Genomic DNA, 14,212 nt, shown 5'->3' with positions numbered 1-14,212 from the left:
TCGTCCCTTGTGGGGGCTGAATTCGAAGCCGCGCATGATAGTCCCCGTGTCGGATGCCGACCAGCGGTTTTCGATCAGAGGCTTTGCATTCCGGCTTGCTAAGGGTTAACATCCGCAACCCTTGAAAACCGACGTTCTCCAGCACACCTTTGTTTTGCCAGGAGCACGTCTACCCCGGTAATGAATTAAGGTAGCCCTGGATGCCAGCCGTCAAAGTTAAAGAGAACGAACCCTTCGACGTAGCTCTGCGTCGTTTCAAGCGCTCCTGCGAAAAAGCCGGTGTACTGGCTGAAGTTCGTAGCCGCGAGTTTTACGAGAAGCCGACCGCCGAGCGTAAGCGTAAAGCAGCTGCTGCTGTTAAGCGTCACGCCAAGAAAGTTCAGCGCGAACAGCGCCGCGCCGTTCGTCTGTACTAATACAGACGTTCTACGCAAAGCTTCTGCCCTGCCCGGCTAACCGCCGGGCGATGGCAGCGGTCGCTTCAAACTTGGGCAGCTAGCTCAAGGCCCTGCACAAGCTTCATGCGAACTGCATATGGGCAACCTGCCTGAAACGTCAGAGCTGGTCCTCCTTGTTGTATGACCAGACGTGCACGTCCGACTGACGGGCCCTCAGGGGCTGGCGACGAGCACACATTCCCTCGCACTTCCCCAAGCGGCACTCGCCCCATTCGGCGCGTGAGCGATTAGACTTGCCAGCTGCCAGATGACGAGACTGCCATGGCCGGGCTGATTCCCCAGAGTTTCATTGACGACCTTATCAACCGCCTCGACATCGTCGACGTGGTGAGTTCGCGCGTCCAGCTGAAAAAAACCGGCAAGAACTACTCCGCCTGCTGCCCGTTCCACAAGGAAAAGACCCCTTCCTTCACGGTCAGCCCCGACAAGCAGTTCTACTACTGCTTCGGCTGCGGTGCCGGCGGCAACGCCCTGGGCTTCGTCATGGACCACGACAACCTGGACTTCCCCCAGGCCGTCGAGGAGCTGGCCCGCGCCGCTGGCATGGAAGTGCCCCGCGAGCAAGGCCGCCGCGACCACAAGCCGCGCCAGCCAACCGATTCGCCGCTGTACCCGCTGCTGGACGCCGCCTCGGAGTTCTACCGCCAGGCCCTGCGCAACCACCCGACCCGCAAGGCGGCGGTGGAGTACCTCAAGGGCCGCGGCCTGTCCGGGGAAATCGCCCGTGACTTCGGCCTGGGCTTCGCCCCGCCAGGCTGGGACAACCTGCTCAAGCACCTGGGTGCCGACACCCTGCAGCAAAAGGTAATGATCGATGCCGGCCTGCTGATCGAGAACGCCGAAAGCGGCAAGCGCTACGACCGCTTCCGCGACCGGGTAATGTTCCCGATCCGCGACAGCCGCGGGCGCATCATCGCCTTCGGTGGCCGGGTGCTCGGTGATGACAAGCCCAAGTACCTGAACTCCCCGGAAACCCCGGTGTTCCACAAGGGCCAGGAACTGTACGGCCTGTACGAGGCACGCAAGCACAACCGCAACCTCGACGAAATCATCGTCGTCGAAGGCTACATGGACGTCATCGCCCTGGCCCAGCAGGGCCTGCGCAATGCCGTGGCCACGCTCGGCACCGCCACTAGCGAAGAGCACCTCAAGCGCCTGTTCCGCGTGGTACCCAGCGTGCTGTTCTGCTTCGACGGCGACCAGGCCGGGCGCAAGGCCGCCTGGCGCGCCCTGGAATCGACCCTGTCGAACCTGCAGGACGGCCGCCGCGCGCGCTTCCTGTTCCTGCCCGAAGGCGAAGACCCGGACAGCCTGGTGCGCGCCGAAGGCACCGATGCCTTCATGGCCCGCATCAACCAGCACGCCCAGCCGCTGGCCGATTACTTCTTCGAGCAACTGAGCGTCGAAGCCGACCCGCGCTCGCTGGAAGGCAAGGCGCACATGGCGACCCTGGCCGCACCGTTGATCGAAAAGATCCCCGGCGCCAACCTGCGCCAACTGATGCGCAACCGCCTGAAGGAAATCACCGGCCTCGACCCGCAGCAGGTCGAGCAACTGGCGCAACACGCCCCGGCCTCCAGCAGCGTGCCGGACTACGACCCTGGCTACGACTACGACGCCATGGCCAGCTACACCCCCGACTACGGCGACATGCCGCAGCACGACTACGCCCCCGTTCATCAGGAACAGGAGTGGAAGCCGAACAAGGGTGCTGGCAAGAAGCAGTGGAGCGACAAGCCCTGGGACAAGAACCGCAAGGGCGGCAAGCCCTGGCAGCAACGTGACGAAGCGCCACCCCGCGTGCCGGCCCCGGTCGAGCCGCCCACCCTGGCCGCCCTGCGCACCCTGCTGCACCACCCGCTGCTGGCCGGCAAGGTGGAAGATGCCAGCCACTTCGCCGACGAAGAGCACCTGTACAGCCAGCTGCTGGTGGCACTGATCGAAGCCGCGCAGAAAAATCCTGGGCTAAGCTCAATGCAGTTGATCGCACGTTGGCACGGCACCGAACAGGGGCGCCTGCTGCGAGCCCTGGCGGAAAAGGAATGGCTGATCGTGGCCGACAACCTTGAACAACAGTTTTTCGACACTATAACTAGCTTGTCCGCCCGCCAACGCGAGCGCAGCCTGGAACAACTGCTCAGGAAATCACGTCAAAGCGAATTGACCAGCGAGGAAAAAACCCAGCTCCTCGCCCTGCTGAGCCGGAATGTTCCCGCACAAACGCCGACCTCATCTGGCGCGTGAGGCCCATGCTCGGGTATAATCCTCGGCTTGTTTTTTGCCCGCCAAGACCTTCAGTGGATAGGGTGTTATGTCCGGAAAAGCGCAACAGCAGTCTCGTATCAAAGAGTTGATCACCCGCGGTCGTGAGCAGGGCTACCTGACTTACGCGGAGGTCAACGACCACCTGCCTGAGGATATTTCAGATCCGGAACAGGTGGAAGACATCATCCGCATGATCAACGACATGGGGATCAACGTATTCGAGAGTGCTCCGGATGCGGATGCCCTTCTGTTGGCGGAAGCCGACACCGACGAAGCCGCGGCCGAAGAAGCCGCTGCTGCGTTGGCGGCAGTTGAAACCGATATCGGCCGCACGACCGACCCGGTGCGCATGTACATGCGCGAAATGGGTACCGTCGAGCTGCTGACCCGCGAAGGCGAAATCGAAATCGCCAAGCGTATCGAGGAAGGCATCCGTGAAGTCATGGGCGCCATCGCCCACTTCCCGGGCACTGTCGACTACATTCTCGGCGAATACGACCGCGTCACCAGCGAAGGTGGCCGTCTGTCGGACGTTCTCAGCGGTTACATCGACCCTGACGACAATATCGCCGCGCCGACCGAAGAAGTGCCGATCCCGGGCACCAAGGCCGCCGCCGCGAAGGAAGAGTCCGACGACGACGAGGAAGAGTCCGAAAGCGGTGACGACGAGGAAGAGGCCGAGAGCGGCCCGGACCCGGAAGTTGCCCGTCAGCGCTTCGGTGCGGTCAACGACCAACTGCAGGCCACCAACAAGGTCCTGAAGAAAAACGGTCGCACCCACAAGGACAGCGTCGAGGCCCTGCAGGCCCTGGCCGACCTGTTCATGCCGATCAAGCTGGTACCCAAGCAGTTCGAGGTACTGGTAGAGCGTGTTCGTGACTCCCTGAACCGTCTGCGCCAGCAGGAACGCGCCATCATGCAGCTGTGCGTGCGTGACGCCCGCATGCCGCGTGCCGACTTCCTGCGCATGTTCCCGAGCAACGAAACCGACCAGACCTGGAGCGGTGACCTGGCCAAGCGCAACACCAAGTGGGCTGCCGCCCTGGGTGAAAAGGACGCTGCCATCGTCGCTTGCCAGCAGAAGCTGATCGACCTTGAGACCGAAACCGGCCTGACCGTTGCCGAGATCAAGGAAATCAACCGTCGCATGTCGATCGGTGAAGCCAAGGCACGCCGCGCCAAGAAAGAAATGGTCGAGGCGAACCTGCGTCTGGTGATCTCCATCGCCAAGAAGTACACCAACCGTGGCCTGCAGTTCCTCGACCTGATCCAGGAAGGCAACATCGGCTTGATGAAAGCGGTGGACAAGTTCGAATACCGTCGCGGCTACAAGTTCTCGACCTACGCCACCTGGTGGATTCGCCAGGCAATCACCCGTTCGATCGCCGACCAGGCGCGCACCATCCGTATTCCGGTGCACATGATCGAGACGATCAACAAGCTCAACCGTATTTCCCGCCAGATGCTGCAGGAAATGGGTCGCGAACCGACCCCGGAAGAGCTGGGTGAGCGCATGGAAATGCCTGAGGACAAGATCCGCAAGGTACTGAAGATCGCCAAAGAGCCGATCTCCATGGAAACCCCGATCGGTGACGACGAAGATTCGCACCTGGGCGACTTCATCGAGGACTCGACCATGCAGTCCCCGATCGACGTGGCCACGGTCGAAAGCCTCAAGGAAGCCACCCGTGACGTGCTCTCGGGCCTGACCGCACGCGAAGCCAAGGTGCTGCGCATGCGTTTCGGTATCGACATGAACACCGACCACACCCTCGAAGAGGTGGGCAAGCAGTTCGACGTGACCCGTGAGCGGATCCGTCAGATCGAAGCGAAGGCGTTGCGCAAACTGCGCCACCCGACTCGCAGCGAGCATCTGCGCTCCTTCCTCGACGAGTGATGACAAAACCCCGGCCCAGGCCGGGGTTTTTCTTTTCCGCCTGTTGCGCAAAATCTGAATTCTGGCGCGATCTCTGTAGGAGCAGCCTTGTGCTGCGAAGAGTCCATTGCAACAGTAGATGATCTTTCGCCTAACTGGCGTCTTCGCAGCACAAGGCTGCTCCTACAGGGGGCGCGCATGCCCATGATGGCGCTACAGGCCGCCCCACACCCGCAAGACCCTGTTGCCTCTGACAAAAGACCCCGCCCTCCACCACACACCGGCCGCAATGCCCGTCTACACTCGACTTCATACCACTTGAATGTGAGGCCGCTATGCCGCTGATGCCGGCCATCCTGTTGCTGCTCCTGATTTTGTGGAACACAACGGCCGGCGCCCTGACCCTGACAGACGAGGAAAAAACCTGGTTGGCTGCCCATCCGCAGCTGAGCCTGGGTGTAGACGCCTCTTGGCCACCGTTCGAGTTTCGCGACCAGGAGGGCCGGTACCAGGGATTGGCCGCCGATTACATCGCCACGATCCAGCAACGCCTGGGTGTGACGCTCAAACCGGTCGAACCCAGCAGCTGGACCGAGGTACTGGCGCAAGCCCGCGAAAGCCGCATCGACCTGCTGCCCGGCATCATGTCCACCCCCGAACGCCAAGGCTACCTGGCCTTCACCCGGCCGTACCTCGACTTCCCCATCGTCATCCTCGCCCACAAAGGCGGCGCACAGCCGCGCAACCTGAAAGACCTGTACGGCCTGAAGATTGCCGTGGTCGAAAACTACGCTCCGCACGAACTGCTGCGCACCCACCACCCGGACCTCAACCTGGTGGCCCTGCCCAACGTCAGCTCCACCCTGCAGGCCCTGGCCACCGACGAAGTGGACGCGGTGGTCGGTGACCTCGCTTCAAGCATCTGGAGCCTGCGCCAGCTCAAGCTCGACGGCCTCTACGTCAGCGGCGAAACGCCCTACCGCTACCAACTGGCCATGGCCGCCCCGCGCGACAACAAGGTACTGGTCGGCATTCTCGACAAAGTGATGGCCGACATGAGCAGTGGCGAAGTCAGCCAGATCCAGCAACGCTGGGTGGGCTATGTGGTCGACCAACGGATGTTCTGGTCCGACCTGCTGGTGTATGGCCTGCCCGCGGTGCTGGTATTGATGGCCGTGCTGGCAGTGGTCATCCGCATCAACCGTCGGCTCAGCTCGGAAATTTCTCGACGCATCGCCCTCGAACAGGAGCTGCGCAGCAGCGAGTACCACTACCGCAGCCTGGTCGAGAGCCTGTCCGCCATCGCCTGGGAGGCCGACGCCAACGACTTCACCTACAGCTACGTCTCGCCCCACGCCGAAGGCCTGCTCGGCTACCCACTGGGCGACTGGCTCAAGCCCGGCTTCTGGCGCAGCATCCTGCACCCGGAGGATGCCCTCTGGGCCCAGGCCTACTGCGACAGCGAAACCGCCGCCGGGCGCGACCACAGCCTCGACTACCGGGTGATCCGGGCCGATGGCCAGCCATTGTGGGTGCGCAACATCGTCAGCATGATCGAGCATGGCCACCAGCCAGTGATGCGCGGGCTGATGATCGACATCAGCGAGACCAAGCGCACCGAGGACGCCCTGCGCCTGTCCGAGCAAAAGTTCGCCTCGGTGTTCCAGCAGTGCCCCGACATCCTGCTGATCGCCCGCCACAGCGACGGCTGCCTGCTGGAGGTGAACGAAGCCTTCGAAGAGCAGATCGGCCTCTCCCCGGGCCAGGTCATCGGCCGCACTGCCACCGATCTCAACCTGTGGGGCGTCGAAGGCACCGGCCCGCGGCTGCTCGAACGCCTGCATCAGGGCGGTATCCGCAACCTGGAAATGAGCTTCCGCCGCAGCAACGGCCAGCTGTTCACCGGCCTGACCTCGGCCGAAACCTTCGAGCTCGACGGCAACCTCGCATTGGTGGTGGCGGTACGCGACATCAGCCAGCTCAAGGAAACCCAGGAGCAGCTGCAAACCTCGGAAGAGAAATTCGCCAAGGCCTTCCACGCCTCGCCCGACGGCCTGTTGCTGTCGCGCCAGAGCGACGGCTTGCTGCTCGAAGTGAACGAGGGCTTCTGCCGCCTCACCGGCTATGACCTCAGCCCGACCCTCGACCAGACCTCGCTGGACCTGGGCATCTGGGTCGACCTCAACGAACGCAAGCGCCTGGTCGAACAGCTCAACCGCGATGGCTTCGTGCGCGACTTCACGTGCCACTTGCGCCGCAGCGATGGGCAGATTCGCCTCTGCGAGCTCTCTGCACGGCCGCTGCCAATTGCTGGCGAAGACTGCATGCTGACCATCGCCCGCGACATCACCGAACGCCACCTGATGCAGGAAAAGCTGCAGCTGGCCGCCACCGTGTTCGAGAACACCGCCGAAGGCGTGCTGATCACCGACATCGACCAGCGCATCAGTGCCGTCAACCGCGCCTTCAGCGAAATCACCGGCTACAGCGAGATCGAAGCCCTCGGCCAGACCCCACGCCTGCTAGCCTCCGGCCAGCACGACAGCGCGTTCTATGTCGCCATGTGGCATCAGCTGACCGATGAAGGCCACTGGCAAGGTGAAATCTACAACAAGCGCAAGAATGGCGAGCTGTACCCCGGCTGGCTGACCATCAGCGCCGTGCGCAACAGCGAGCGGGAAATTACCCACTTCGTCGCCGTGTTTGCCGACATCTCCAGCCTCAAGCACGCCCAGGCCAAGCTCGACTACCAGGCCCACCACGACCCGCTGACCGGCCTGCCCAATCGCGCCCTGTTCGAGAACCGCCTGCAGGCTGCACTCTCCTGCTCGCAGGTGTCCAACCGCAAGGGCGCGGTACTGTTCCTTGACCTCGACCGTTTCAAGCACATCAACGACAGCCTCGGCCACCCGGTCGGCGACCTGCTGCTCAAGGGCATCGCCCAGCGCCTGAAGGAGCAAGTGCGCGACGTCGACACCGTGGCCCGCCTGGGCGGCGACGAGTTCATCATCCTGTTGCCCGGCCTGCACAAACCCAGTGACGCCAGCACCATCGCCAACAAGCTGCTGGCCTGCTTCAACGCGCCGTTCCAGGCCGGCGAGCACGAGTTCTTCACCAGCGCCAGCATCGGCATCAGCCTTTATCCACAGGACGGCACCGACGTTTCCACACTGATTCGCAACGCCGACGCCGCCATGTACCGCTCCAAGGCCAAGGGGCGCAACCGCGTCGAAGCCTACACCCGCGACCTCACCGCCCAGGCCAGCGAACGCATTGCCCTGGAGCACGAGCTGCGCCGCGCCATAGAACGTAACGAACTGAGCCTGTGCTTCCAGCCCAAGCTCAGCCTCAAGACCCAGAGCCTGGTCGGCGCCGAAGCGCTGATCCGCTGGAGCCACCCGACCTTTGGTGAGGTGCCGCCGGAGCACTTCATCCACTTGGCGGAAGAGAACGGCACCATCCTCCAGGTCGGCGACTGGGTACTGGAGCAGGCCTGCCTGCAGATGCAGGCCTGGAAGAAGCACTACCAACCCTTCGGCCCGCTGTCGATCAACCTTGCCGGCGCCCAGCTACGTCACCCACACCTGGCCCGGCGCATCGAACAGCTGCTGAAGCAATACCAACTCAAGGCCGGCGACCTGCAGCTGGAAATCACCGAAAACTTCATCATGAGCCAGGCAGAAGAAGCCCTGGCCGTGCTGTACCAACTGAAGAAACTGGGCGTGCAACTGGCCATCGATGACTTCGGCACCGGTTATTCATCCCTGAGCTACCTCAAGCGCCTGCCGCTGGACATTCTCAAGATCGACAAGTCGTTCATCCGCGGCCTGCCCGACGACCCCCACGACGCCGCCATCGCCCGCGCGATCATCGCCCTGGGCCGCAGCATGCAGTTGACCATCATTGCCGAGGGTGTGGAAAACCAGGCCCAGCAACGCTTCCTGGCGGCTGAGGGCTGCGAGCAGATCCAGGGCTACATCGTCAGCCTGCCCCTGCCCCCGGACGAGTTCGCGGCGACGTTTCTTCGCATAGCACTATCGGATCTTTCAGATGGCACAGGTGCGAAACCCTCGTTATAATCCGGCCACTTACTGAGGGCCTATAGCTCAGTCGGTTAGAGCAGAGGACTCATAATCCTTTGGTCCACGGTTCGAGTCCGTGTGGGCCCACCAGATAACTCAAAGGCCTACGTTGCAGAACGTAGGCCTTTGTCATTTCAGGGTCAGCAGTCGTCATGTTCTCCTGACTCGGGCAACTCCTCTTGCTGGGCTATCCAGCTGTGTATGTACTGAAGAACCCGTGTCGCACCTTCGGCAGTTTCCACCAGCTCTATCGGCCGCTCACCACAGAGGAACTGATTGGGCTGCTCCATCCACTTGAACGCTGCCGCCCTGCTTCCGCGTACAGGAATGGCCAAATCCAGAATTTCCTGTAGCAGTTCAGGTTGCCCATACCAGGACTCCGGCTTGATGGTTGGTTTCCTCCCTGGAATCACTCTCGGTAGCTGACAGGCCGCAAGCTCGCCTGAATTGATGTGCTCTCGCTTCCAGTGCGCAAACTTGATGAGGTCGGTATTCGCCGAGCGGTTCTGCCCCGACGTCGGCACAACCACGCCAATCCGCACATCTATGTGAGCACGAATCATCTCAAGTGCAGGCGCGATATCAGTGTCGTTGGTAACGATGACGGCATGGTCAATCTGCCCCGTGATCGAGTCATGGTAAGCCTGGAGGGCCAGATTCACGTCGCTCTGTTTCTCCTCCACCTTCCAGGCCTGGATTTCCTGGCACTCACGCGGAGCCTTGTCCGGGTCTTCAGGGTCGACGATCTTCACCTTCATTTTATTGACGGCGTAATAACCTTCGATGAGCTCTATTCGACCGTCATGCAGCTTGCGCAAAGCGGTGTGGTAGCGAGCTTGTGACGATACCGAATCGCCAGCACGGGCGACCGACTCGATGATCTTTGCCGTGAAATATTTGATCGAGGGGGATTCCAGGAGCCGCGATGCCCTGATCTGACCATGGCTGTCCGTGACCAGTACAGAAGGCAAGATGTGCTTTTCAAAGAGAGGCAACAGGTCGAGCCACTTGTACGGAGTGCCGCGCAAGCAGCCGTAGTAGAAGTTGTAGCCGTCGATATAGATACGAGTGCGCAGAGGCTCAGAATCAAGCTTTCTCTGCATCTTTTGCACTCCAGAAACGAAAAAACCGGCTTAAGCCGGCTTTTTCCCCCTCCAACCAGATGGTCATGCCACGCCGATCGTGAGGGTTAGTTGTTGTCGGCAGTATTGCGCAATGAGGGAGCTGATGCAAGTTGGTAGGCTGGCATCCTCGTCCTCCGAAACACAACGTTTGTGAGAGGGTCATTCTCTGCTCAGCCATGGCTATCCAGACAGCGATAAATCGTTAGATTTTGTGAGCCCCTATTTCACCCTGGACTGCACCTCGACCTGCCGCACCAATCGAGCAGTTCTGCCATTGCGCCCGATGCTTACATGCCGGCGCGGCAGCTGTAGGAGCGGCCAGCTGTGACTGCCCTTGCTCTGGTCAGCACTGGCTGGCTAGGCTAGCGGGCCAACCGTAGAGACTCGCCATGTCGGATTCCCGCTCCATCACGCTGGATGAAATCGATCGCCAGCTGATCGCCCTGCTGCAGATCAACGCCCGCGAAAGCGTCGCCACCCTCGCCCGCCAGTTGGGCATCGCCCGTACCACCGTCAACTCGCGCCTGGAGCGGCTGGAGAAGAACAAGGTCATCTCCGGCTATGGCGTACGCCTGGGCCAGCGGGTGATGGGGGGTGGTCTGCAGGCGTATGTGGGGATCAAGGTGCAGCCACGCTCGGGCAAAGAGGTGGTGCGGCGCCTGAGTGCAATGGGCCAGGTGCAGCAGCTGTGCGCAGTGAGCGGCGAGTTCGACTATGTGGCCTGGCTGCGTACGGATTCGCCCGAGCAACTGGACCAGTTGCTCGACCAGATCGGCAGTGTCGACGGGGTGGAGAAGACCACCACGTCGATCATTCTCAGCAGCAAGGTGGACCGCGGGCAGCCGCTCTGAACTCGGCTGGCGGTCAGGCTTCCTGGCCGTCGAGCAGGCCTTCCAGTATTGCCGAAAGGCTTTCGGCGCAATGCTGCATCGACCAGACGATGTCACGGCTGCGCTCGGGGGCGTGGTGCTGGGCGTAGTCGGTGGCGATCTGATTGAGACCACGGGCCAGCAGGCAGGCGTGGACCAGGGCGTCTGCGGCGTCGATGCCGGGGCGTATGGCGAATAATGGCGGATGGCTGGCTTCGCAGTTGCAGAAGGTTTTTTCTGCGGTGGGTTTCAGTTTTTCGGGTTGGTCGGGTAAGCGTTTGGTCATGGTATAGCCTCCAAATCACAAGGGTGATCGGCGGCCAATCGCATCCTTCTCACGGGAATTGGGTGGCAGCCATGCACGAGGTGAGAACCGGCGAACTTGGAGGCGTGTACCCGGCCAGGCAAAGCCTGCCCGCGCACAGCTGCCATAGCAGTGCGCCTCCAGAAAGATCAGCGGGTTCTCACGCCCGATCGCCGAATTTGCGGCGACCCAGTGAAGTTAACGATGAAGGCTTTCCCACGCTGCCAGACCGAGGCTATAGCGGGCGTAGGGTAATTCTTTATTTCCCGGCATGGGTGTAGGAACTATCTGATCACACTCTGGTAAGCCCGCCGCAGACCCTGTGGGAGCGGGCGTGCCCGCGAACACGGGCGCAGCCCGTGCCATACACCGCGGGTGCTTCTTCGCGGGCTCGCCCGCTCCCACAGGGGGCCGATGCTGTGCTTGAGATTGGTAGGCTTCCTGTTCGTCATAAAGCTATCTTGTTCATACATTTCGACGATACAAGCTACATTCAGACAACACTCTGCACCTTAATAACGAACACCCCACTCCCTAAAATGGCCACCACGCATCTCCTATACTCAGGCTCCGCCCGCTGCGCAGCCTCTCTGGCAAGGTCACTCCATGAACAAGAAAAACCGCCACCCCGCCGACGGCAAAAAACCCGTCACCATCTTCGGCCCGGACTTCCCCTTCGCCTTCGACGACTGGCTGGAACACCCCGCAGGCCTGGGCAGCATCCCGCCCGAGCACCATGGTGAGGAAGTGGCAATCGTGGGCGCCGGTATCGCCGGCCTGGTGGCGGCCTACGAGCTGATGAAGCTGGGCCTCAAGCCGGTGGTGTACGAAGCCTCCAAGCTGGGTGGCCGGCTGCGCTCGCAAGCCTTCAACGGCACCGACGGGATCATCGCCGAACTGGGTGGCATGCGCTTCCCGGTGTCGTCCACTGCCTTCTACCACTACGTGGACAAGCTGGGTCTGGAGACCAAACCGTTCCCCAACCCGCTGACCCCGGCCTCGGGCAGCACGGTGATCGACCTGGAAGGCCAGACCTACTACGCCGAAAAACCCACCGACCTGCCCAAGCTGTTCCACGAAGTGGCCGATGCCTGGGCCGACGCGCTGGAAAGCGGCGCCCAGTTCGCCGACATCCAGCAGGCCATCCGCGACCGTGACGTACCGCGCCTGAAAGCGCTGTGGAACAAGCTGGTACCGCTGTGGGACGACCGCACCTTCTACGACTTCGTCGCCACCTCGCGCTCCTTCGCCAAGCTGAGCTTCCAGCACCGCGAAGTGTTCGGCCAGGTCGGCTTCGGCACCGGCGGCTGGGACTCGGACTTCCCCAACTCGATGCTGGAAATCTTCCGCGTGGTGATGACCAACTGCGATGACCACCAGCACCTGGTGGTCGGCGGTGTGGAGCAGGTACCGCAAGGCATTTGGCGCCATGTACCGGAGCGCTGCGTGCATTGGCCGGAAGGCACCAGCCTGAGCGCACTGCATGGCGGTGCGCCGCGCACCGGGGTCAAGCGCATCGCCCGCGCCGCCGATGGCCGCCTGGCAGTCACCGACAACTGGGGCGACACCCGTCACTACAGCGCCGTGCTCGCCACCTGCCAGACCTGGCTGCTGACCACCCAGATCGACTGTGAGGAATCGCTGTTCTCGCAAAAGATGTGGATGGCCCTGGACCGCACCCGCTACATGCAGTCGTCGAAGACCTTCGTCATGGTCGACCGCCCGTTCTGGAAGGACAAGGACCCGGAAACCGGCCGCGATCTGATGAGCATGACCCTCACCGATCGTCTCACCCGCGGCACCTACCTGTTCGACAACGGCAACGACAAGCCGGGGGTGATCTGCCTGTCGTACTCGTGGATGAGCGACGCGCTGAAAATGCTGCCACACCCGGTGGAAAAACGCGTGCAGCTGGCCCTGGACGCACTAAAGAAGATCTACCCGAAGACCGACATCGCCGGCCACATCATCGGCGACCCGATCACTGTTTCCTGGGAAGCCGACCCGCACTTCCTCGGCGCCTTCAAGGGCGCGCTGCCGGGCCACTACCGCTACAACCAGCGCATGTACGCGCACTTCATGCAGCAGGACATGCCTGCCGAGCAGCGCGGCATGTTCATCGCCGGTGACGACGTGTCGTGGACGCCGGCCTGGGTGGAAGGCGCGGTACAGACATCGCTGAATGCGGTGTGGGGTATCATGAATCACTTCGGTGGTCGCACCCACCCGGACAACCCCGGCCCAGGCGACGTGTTCGACGAAATCGGCCCGATCGCCCTGCCGGACTGAGACAAGGAGGCAACATGCGCATCGCTCTGTTCCAGGGCGCTCCAAAGCCACTGGACGTGCCCGGCAACCTGCAACGGTTGCGCCACCAGGCGCAACTGGCAGCCGAACGCGGCGCCCGCTTGCTGGTATGCCCGGAGATGTTCCTGACCGGCTACAACATCGGCCTGGCCCAGGTCGAGCGCCTGGCCGAGGCCGACGATGGCCCGGCGGCCATGGAGGTGGTGGAGATCGCCCAGGCGCACCGCATCGCCATCGTCTACGGCTACCCGGAGCGCGGCGATGATGGCGCGATCTACAACAGTGTGCAGCTGATCGATGCGCACGGCCGCAGCCTGAGCAACTATCGCAAGACCCACCTGTTCGGTGAACTGGACCGTTCGATGTTCAGTCCAGGTTCCGATCACTTCCCGGTGGTGGAGCTAGATGGCTGGAAGGTTGGCCTGCTGATCTGCTACGACATCGAGTTCCCGGAGAACGCCCGACGCCTGGCGCTGGACGGTGCCGAGCTGATCCTGGTGCCGACGGCGAACATGACCCCTTACGACTTCATCTGCCAGGTGACCGTAAGGGCGCGGGCGCAGGAGAACCAGTGCTACCTGGTGTATGCCAACTATTGTGGCTCGGAAGACGAGATCCAGTATTGCGGGCAGAGCAGCATCATCGGCCCGGACGGCAGCCTGCTGGCCATGGCCGGACGAGATGAGTGCCAGTTGCTGGCAGAGCTGGAGCATGAGCGGGTGGTGCAGGGGCGCGAGGCGTTTCCTTACCTCACCGATTTGCGCCAGGAGTTGCATCTGCGTAAGAGCTGATGGCCCTTTCGCGGGCACGCCCGCTCCCACAGGGTCTGCGCTGCCTTTCGTACCTGCGCCATACCTTGTGGGAGCGGGCGTGCCCGCGAAGAGGCCGGGCCTGCAAACAAATGGGTTAGCATGGAAGCAGTTACCG

At 62.2% G+C, this 14,212-nt stretch carries 9 protein-coding genes and 1 tRNA gene; 8 read left to right on the top strand and 2 right to left on the bottom strand.

Annotated elements, in window-relative coordinates; all coding sequences use genetic code 11:
• Window positions 1-200: 200 nt before the first annotated feature.
• From rpsU to A4C63_RS22020, 5 genes are all read left to right on the top strand, one after another.
• A complete protein-coding gene (gene rpsU / locus A4C63_RS22040) occupies window positions 201-416 on the top strand; it encodes a 30S ribosomal protein S21 (RefSeq protein WP_003255575.1) in 216 nt (71 codons plus the stop codon).
• Between the two features lie 303 nt (window positions 417-719).
• Window positions 720-2,702 carry a DNA primase gene (dnaG, locus tag A4C63_RS22035; RefSeq protein WP_063914573.1) on the top strand — a complete coding sequence of 661 codons (1,983 nt, stop codon included), beginning with the start codon at window positions 720-722 and terminating at the stop codon, window positions 2,700-2,702.
• Window positions 2,703-2,769: 67 nt separating this feature from the next.
• Window positions 2,770-4,620, top strand: coding sequence for an RNA polymerase sigma factor RpoD (gene rpoD / locus A4C63_RS22030; RefSeq protein ID WP_063914572.1), 1,851 nt, complete (start codon window positions 2,770-2,772; stop codon window positions 4,618-4,620).
• A 314-nt stretch (window positions 4,621-4,934) separates the two neighbouring features.
• Window positions 4,935-8,678: an EAL domain-containing protein gene (locus A4C63_RS22025; RefSeq protein ID WP_063914571.1), complete on the top strand. Its 3,744-nt coding sequence runs from the start codon at window positions 4,935-4,937 to the stop codon at window positions 8,676-8,678.
• Window positions 8,679-8,694: 16 nt separating this feature from the next.
• A tRNA-Ile gene (locus A4C63_RS22020) sits at window positions 8,695-8,771 on the top strand.
• Between the two features lie 50 nt (window positions 8,772-8,821).
• On the opposite strand, the gene nicB is transcribed toward A4C63_RS22020, so the two are convergent.
• Window positions 8,822-9,784: a 6-hydroxy-3-succinoylpyridine 3-monooxygenase gene (nicB, locus tag A4C63_RS22015; protein WP_063914570.1), complete on the bottom strand. Its 963-nt coding sequence runs from the start codon at window positions 9,782-9,784 to the stop codon at window positions 8,822-8,824.
• A 410-nt stretch (window positions 9,785-10,194) separates the two neighbouring features.
• Here nicB and A4C63_RS22010 point away from each other — a divergent pair, with 410 nt between their 5' ends.
• Complete coding sequence (locus A4C63_RS22010) at window positions 10,195-10,656, top strand: Lrp/AsnC family transcriptional regulator (RefSeq protein ID WP_015268712.1); 462 nt, start codon at window positions 10,195-10,197, stop codon at window positions 10,654-10,656.
• A 13-nt stretch (window positions 10,657-10,669) separates the two neighbouring features.
• Here A4C63_RS22010 and A4C63_RS22005 read toward each other — a convergent pair whose 3' ends face one another.
• The gene (locus A4C63_RS22005) at window positions 10,670-10,960 is read right to left on the bottom strand and encodes a hypothetical protein (RefSeq protein ID WP_063914569.1); all 291 of its coding nucleotides are present in this window, start codon (window positions 10,958-10,960) and stop codon (window positions 10,670-10,672) included.
• Between the two features lie 624 nt (window positions 10,961-11,584).
• Between A4C63_RS22005 and A4C63_RS22000 the strand changes: the two genes are divergently transcribed.
• Both A4C63_RS22000 and A4C63_RS21995 read left to right on the top strand, forming a co-directional pair.
• Window positions 11,585-13,267 carry an NAD(P)/FAD-dependent oxidoreductase gene (locus A4C63_RS22000; protein WP_063914568.1) on the top strand — a complete coding sequence of 561 codons (1,683 nt, stop codon included), beginning with the start codon at window positions 11,585-11,587 and terminating at the stop codon, window positions 13,265-13,267.
• 14 nt (window positions 13,268-13,281) lie between these two features.
• Window positions 13,282-14,076, top strand: coding sequence for a carbon-nitrogen hydrolase family protein (locus A4C63_RS21995; RefSeq protein ID WP_063914567.1), 795 nt, complete (start codon window positions 13,282-13,284; stop codon window positions 14,074-14,076).
• Window positions 14,077-14,212: the final 136 nt, after the last annotated feature.

Source organism: Pseudomonas sp. p21 (assembly GCF_001642705.1).
Lineage (GTDB): Bacteria > Pseudomonadota > Gammaproteobacteria > Pseudomonadales > Pseudomonadaceae > Aquipseudomonas.
This window is presented reverse-complemented; position numbering and strand designations above follow the sequence as displayed.

What these genes read in the sequence shown, in the direction of transcription:
- rpsU (WP_003255575.1), top strand. Translation starts at nt 201, where the DNA reads ATGCCAGCCGTCAAAGTTAAAGAGAACGAACCCTTCGACGTAGCTCTG.
- A4C63_RS22000 (WP_063914568.1), top strand. Translation starts at nt 11,585, where the DNA reads ATGAACAAGAAAAACCGCCACCCCGCCGACGGCAAAAAACCCGTCACC.
- rpoD (WP_063914572.1), top strand. Translation starts at nt 2,770, where the DNA reads ATGTCCGGAAAAGCGCAACAGCAGTCTCGTATCAAAGAGTTGATCACC.
- nicB (WP_063914570.1), bottom strand. Translation starts at nt 9,784, where the DNA reads ATGCAGAGAAAGCTTGATTCTGAGCCTCTGCGCACTCGTATCTATATC.
- A4C63_RS21995 (WP_063914567.1), top strand. Translation starts at nt 13,282, where the DNA reads ATGCGCATCGCTCTGTTCCAGGGCGCTCCAAAGCCACTGGACGTGCCC.
- A4C63_RS22005 (WP_063914569.1), bottom strand. Translation starts at nt 10,960, where the DNA reads ATGACCAAACGCTTACCCGACCAACCCGAAAAACTGAAACCCACCGCA.
- A4C63_RS22010 (WP_015268712.1), top strand. Translation starts at nt 10,195, where the DNA reads ATGTCGGATTCCCGCTCCATCACGCTGGATGAAATCGATCGCCAGCTG.
- dnaG (WP_063914573.1), top strand. Translation starts at nt 720, where the DNA reads ATGGCCGGGCTGATTCCCCAGAGTTTCATTGACGACCTTATCAACCGC.
- A4C63_RS22025 (WP_063914571.1), top strand. Translation starts at nt 4,935, where the DNA reads ATGCCGCTGATGCCGGCCATCCTGTTGCTGCTCCTGATTTTGTGGAAC.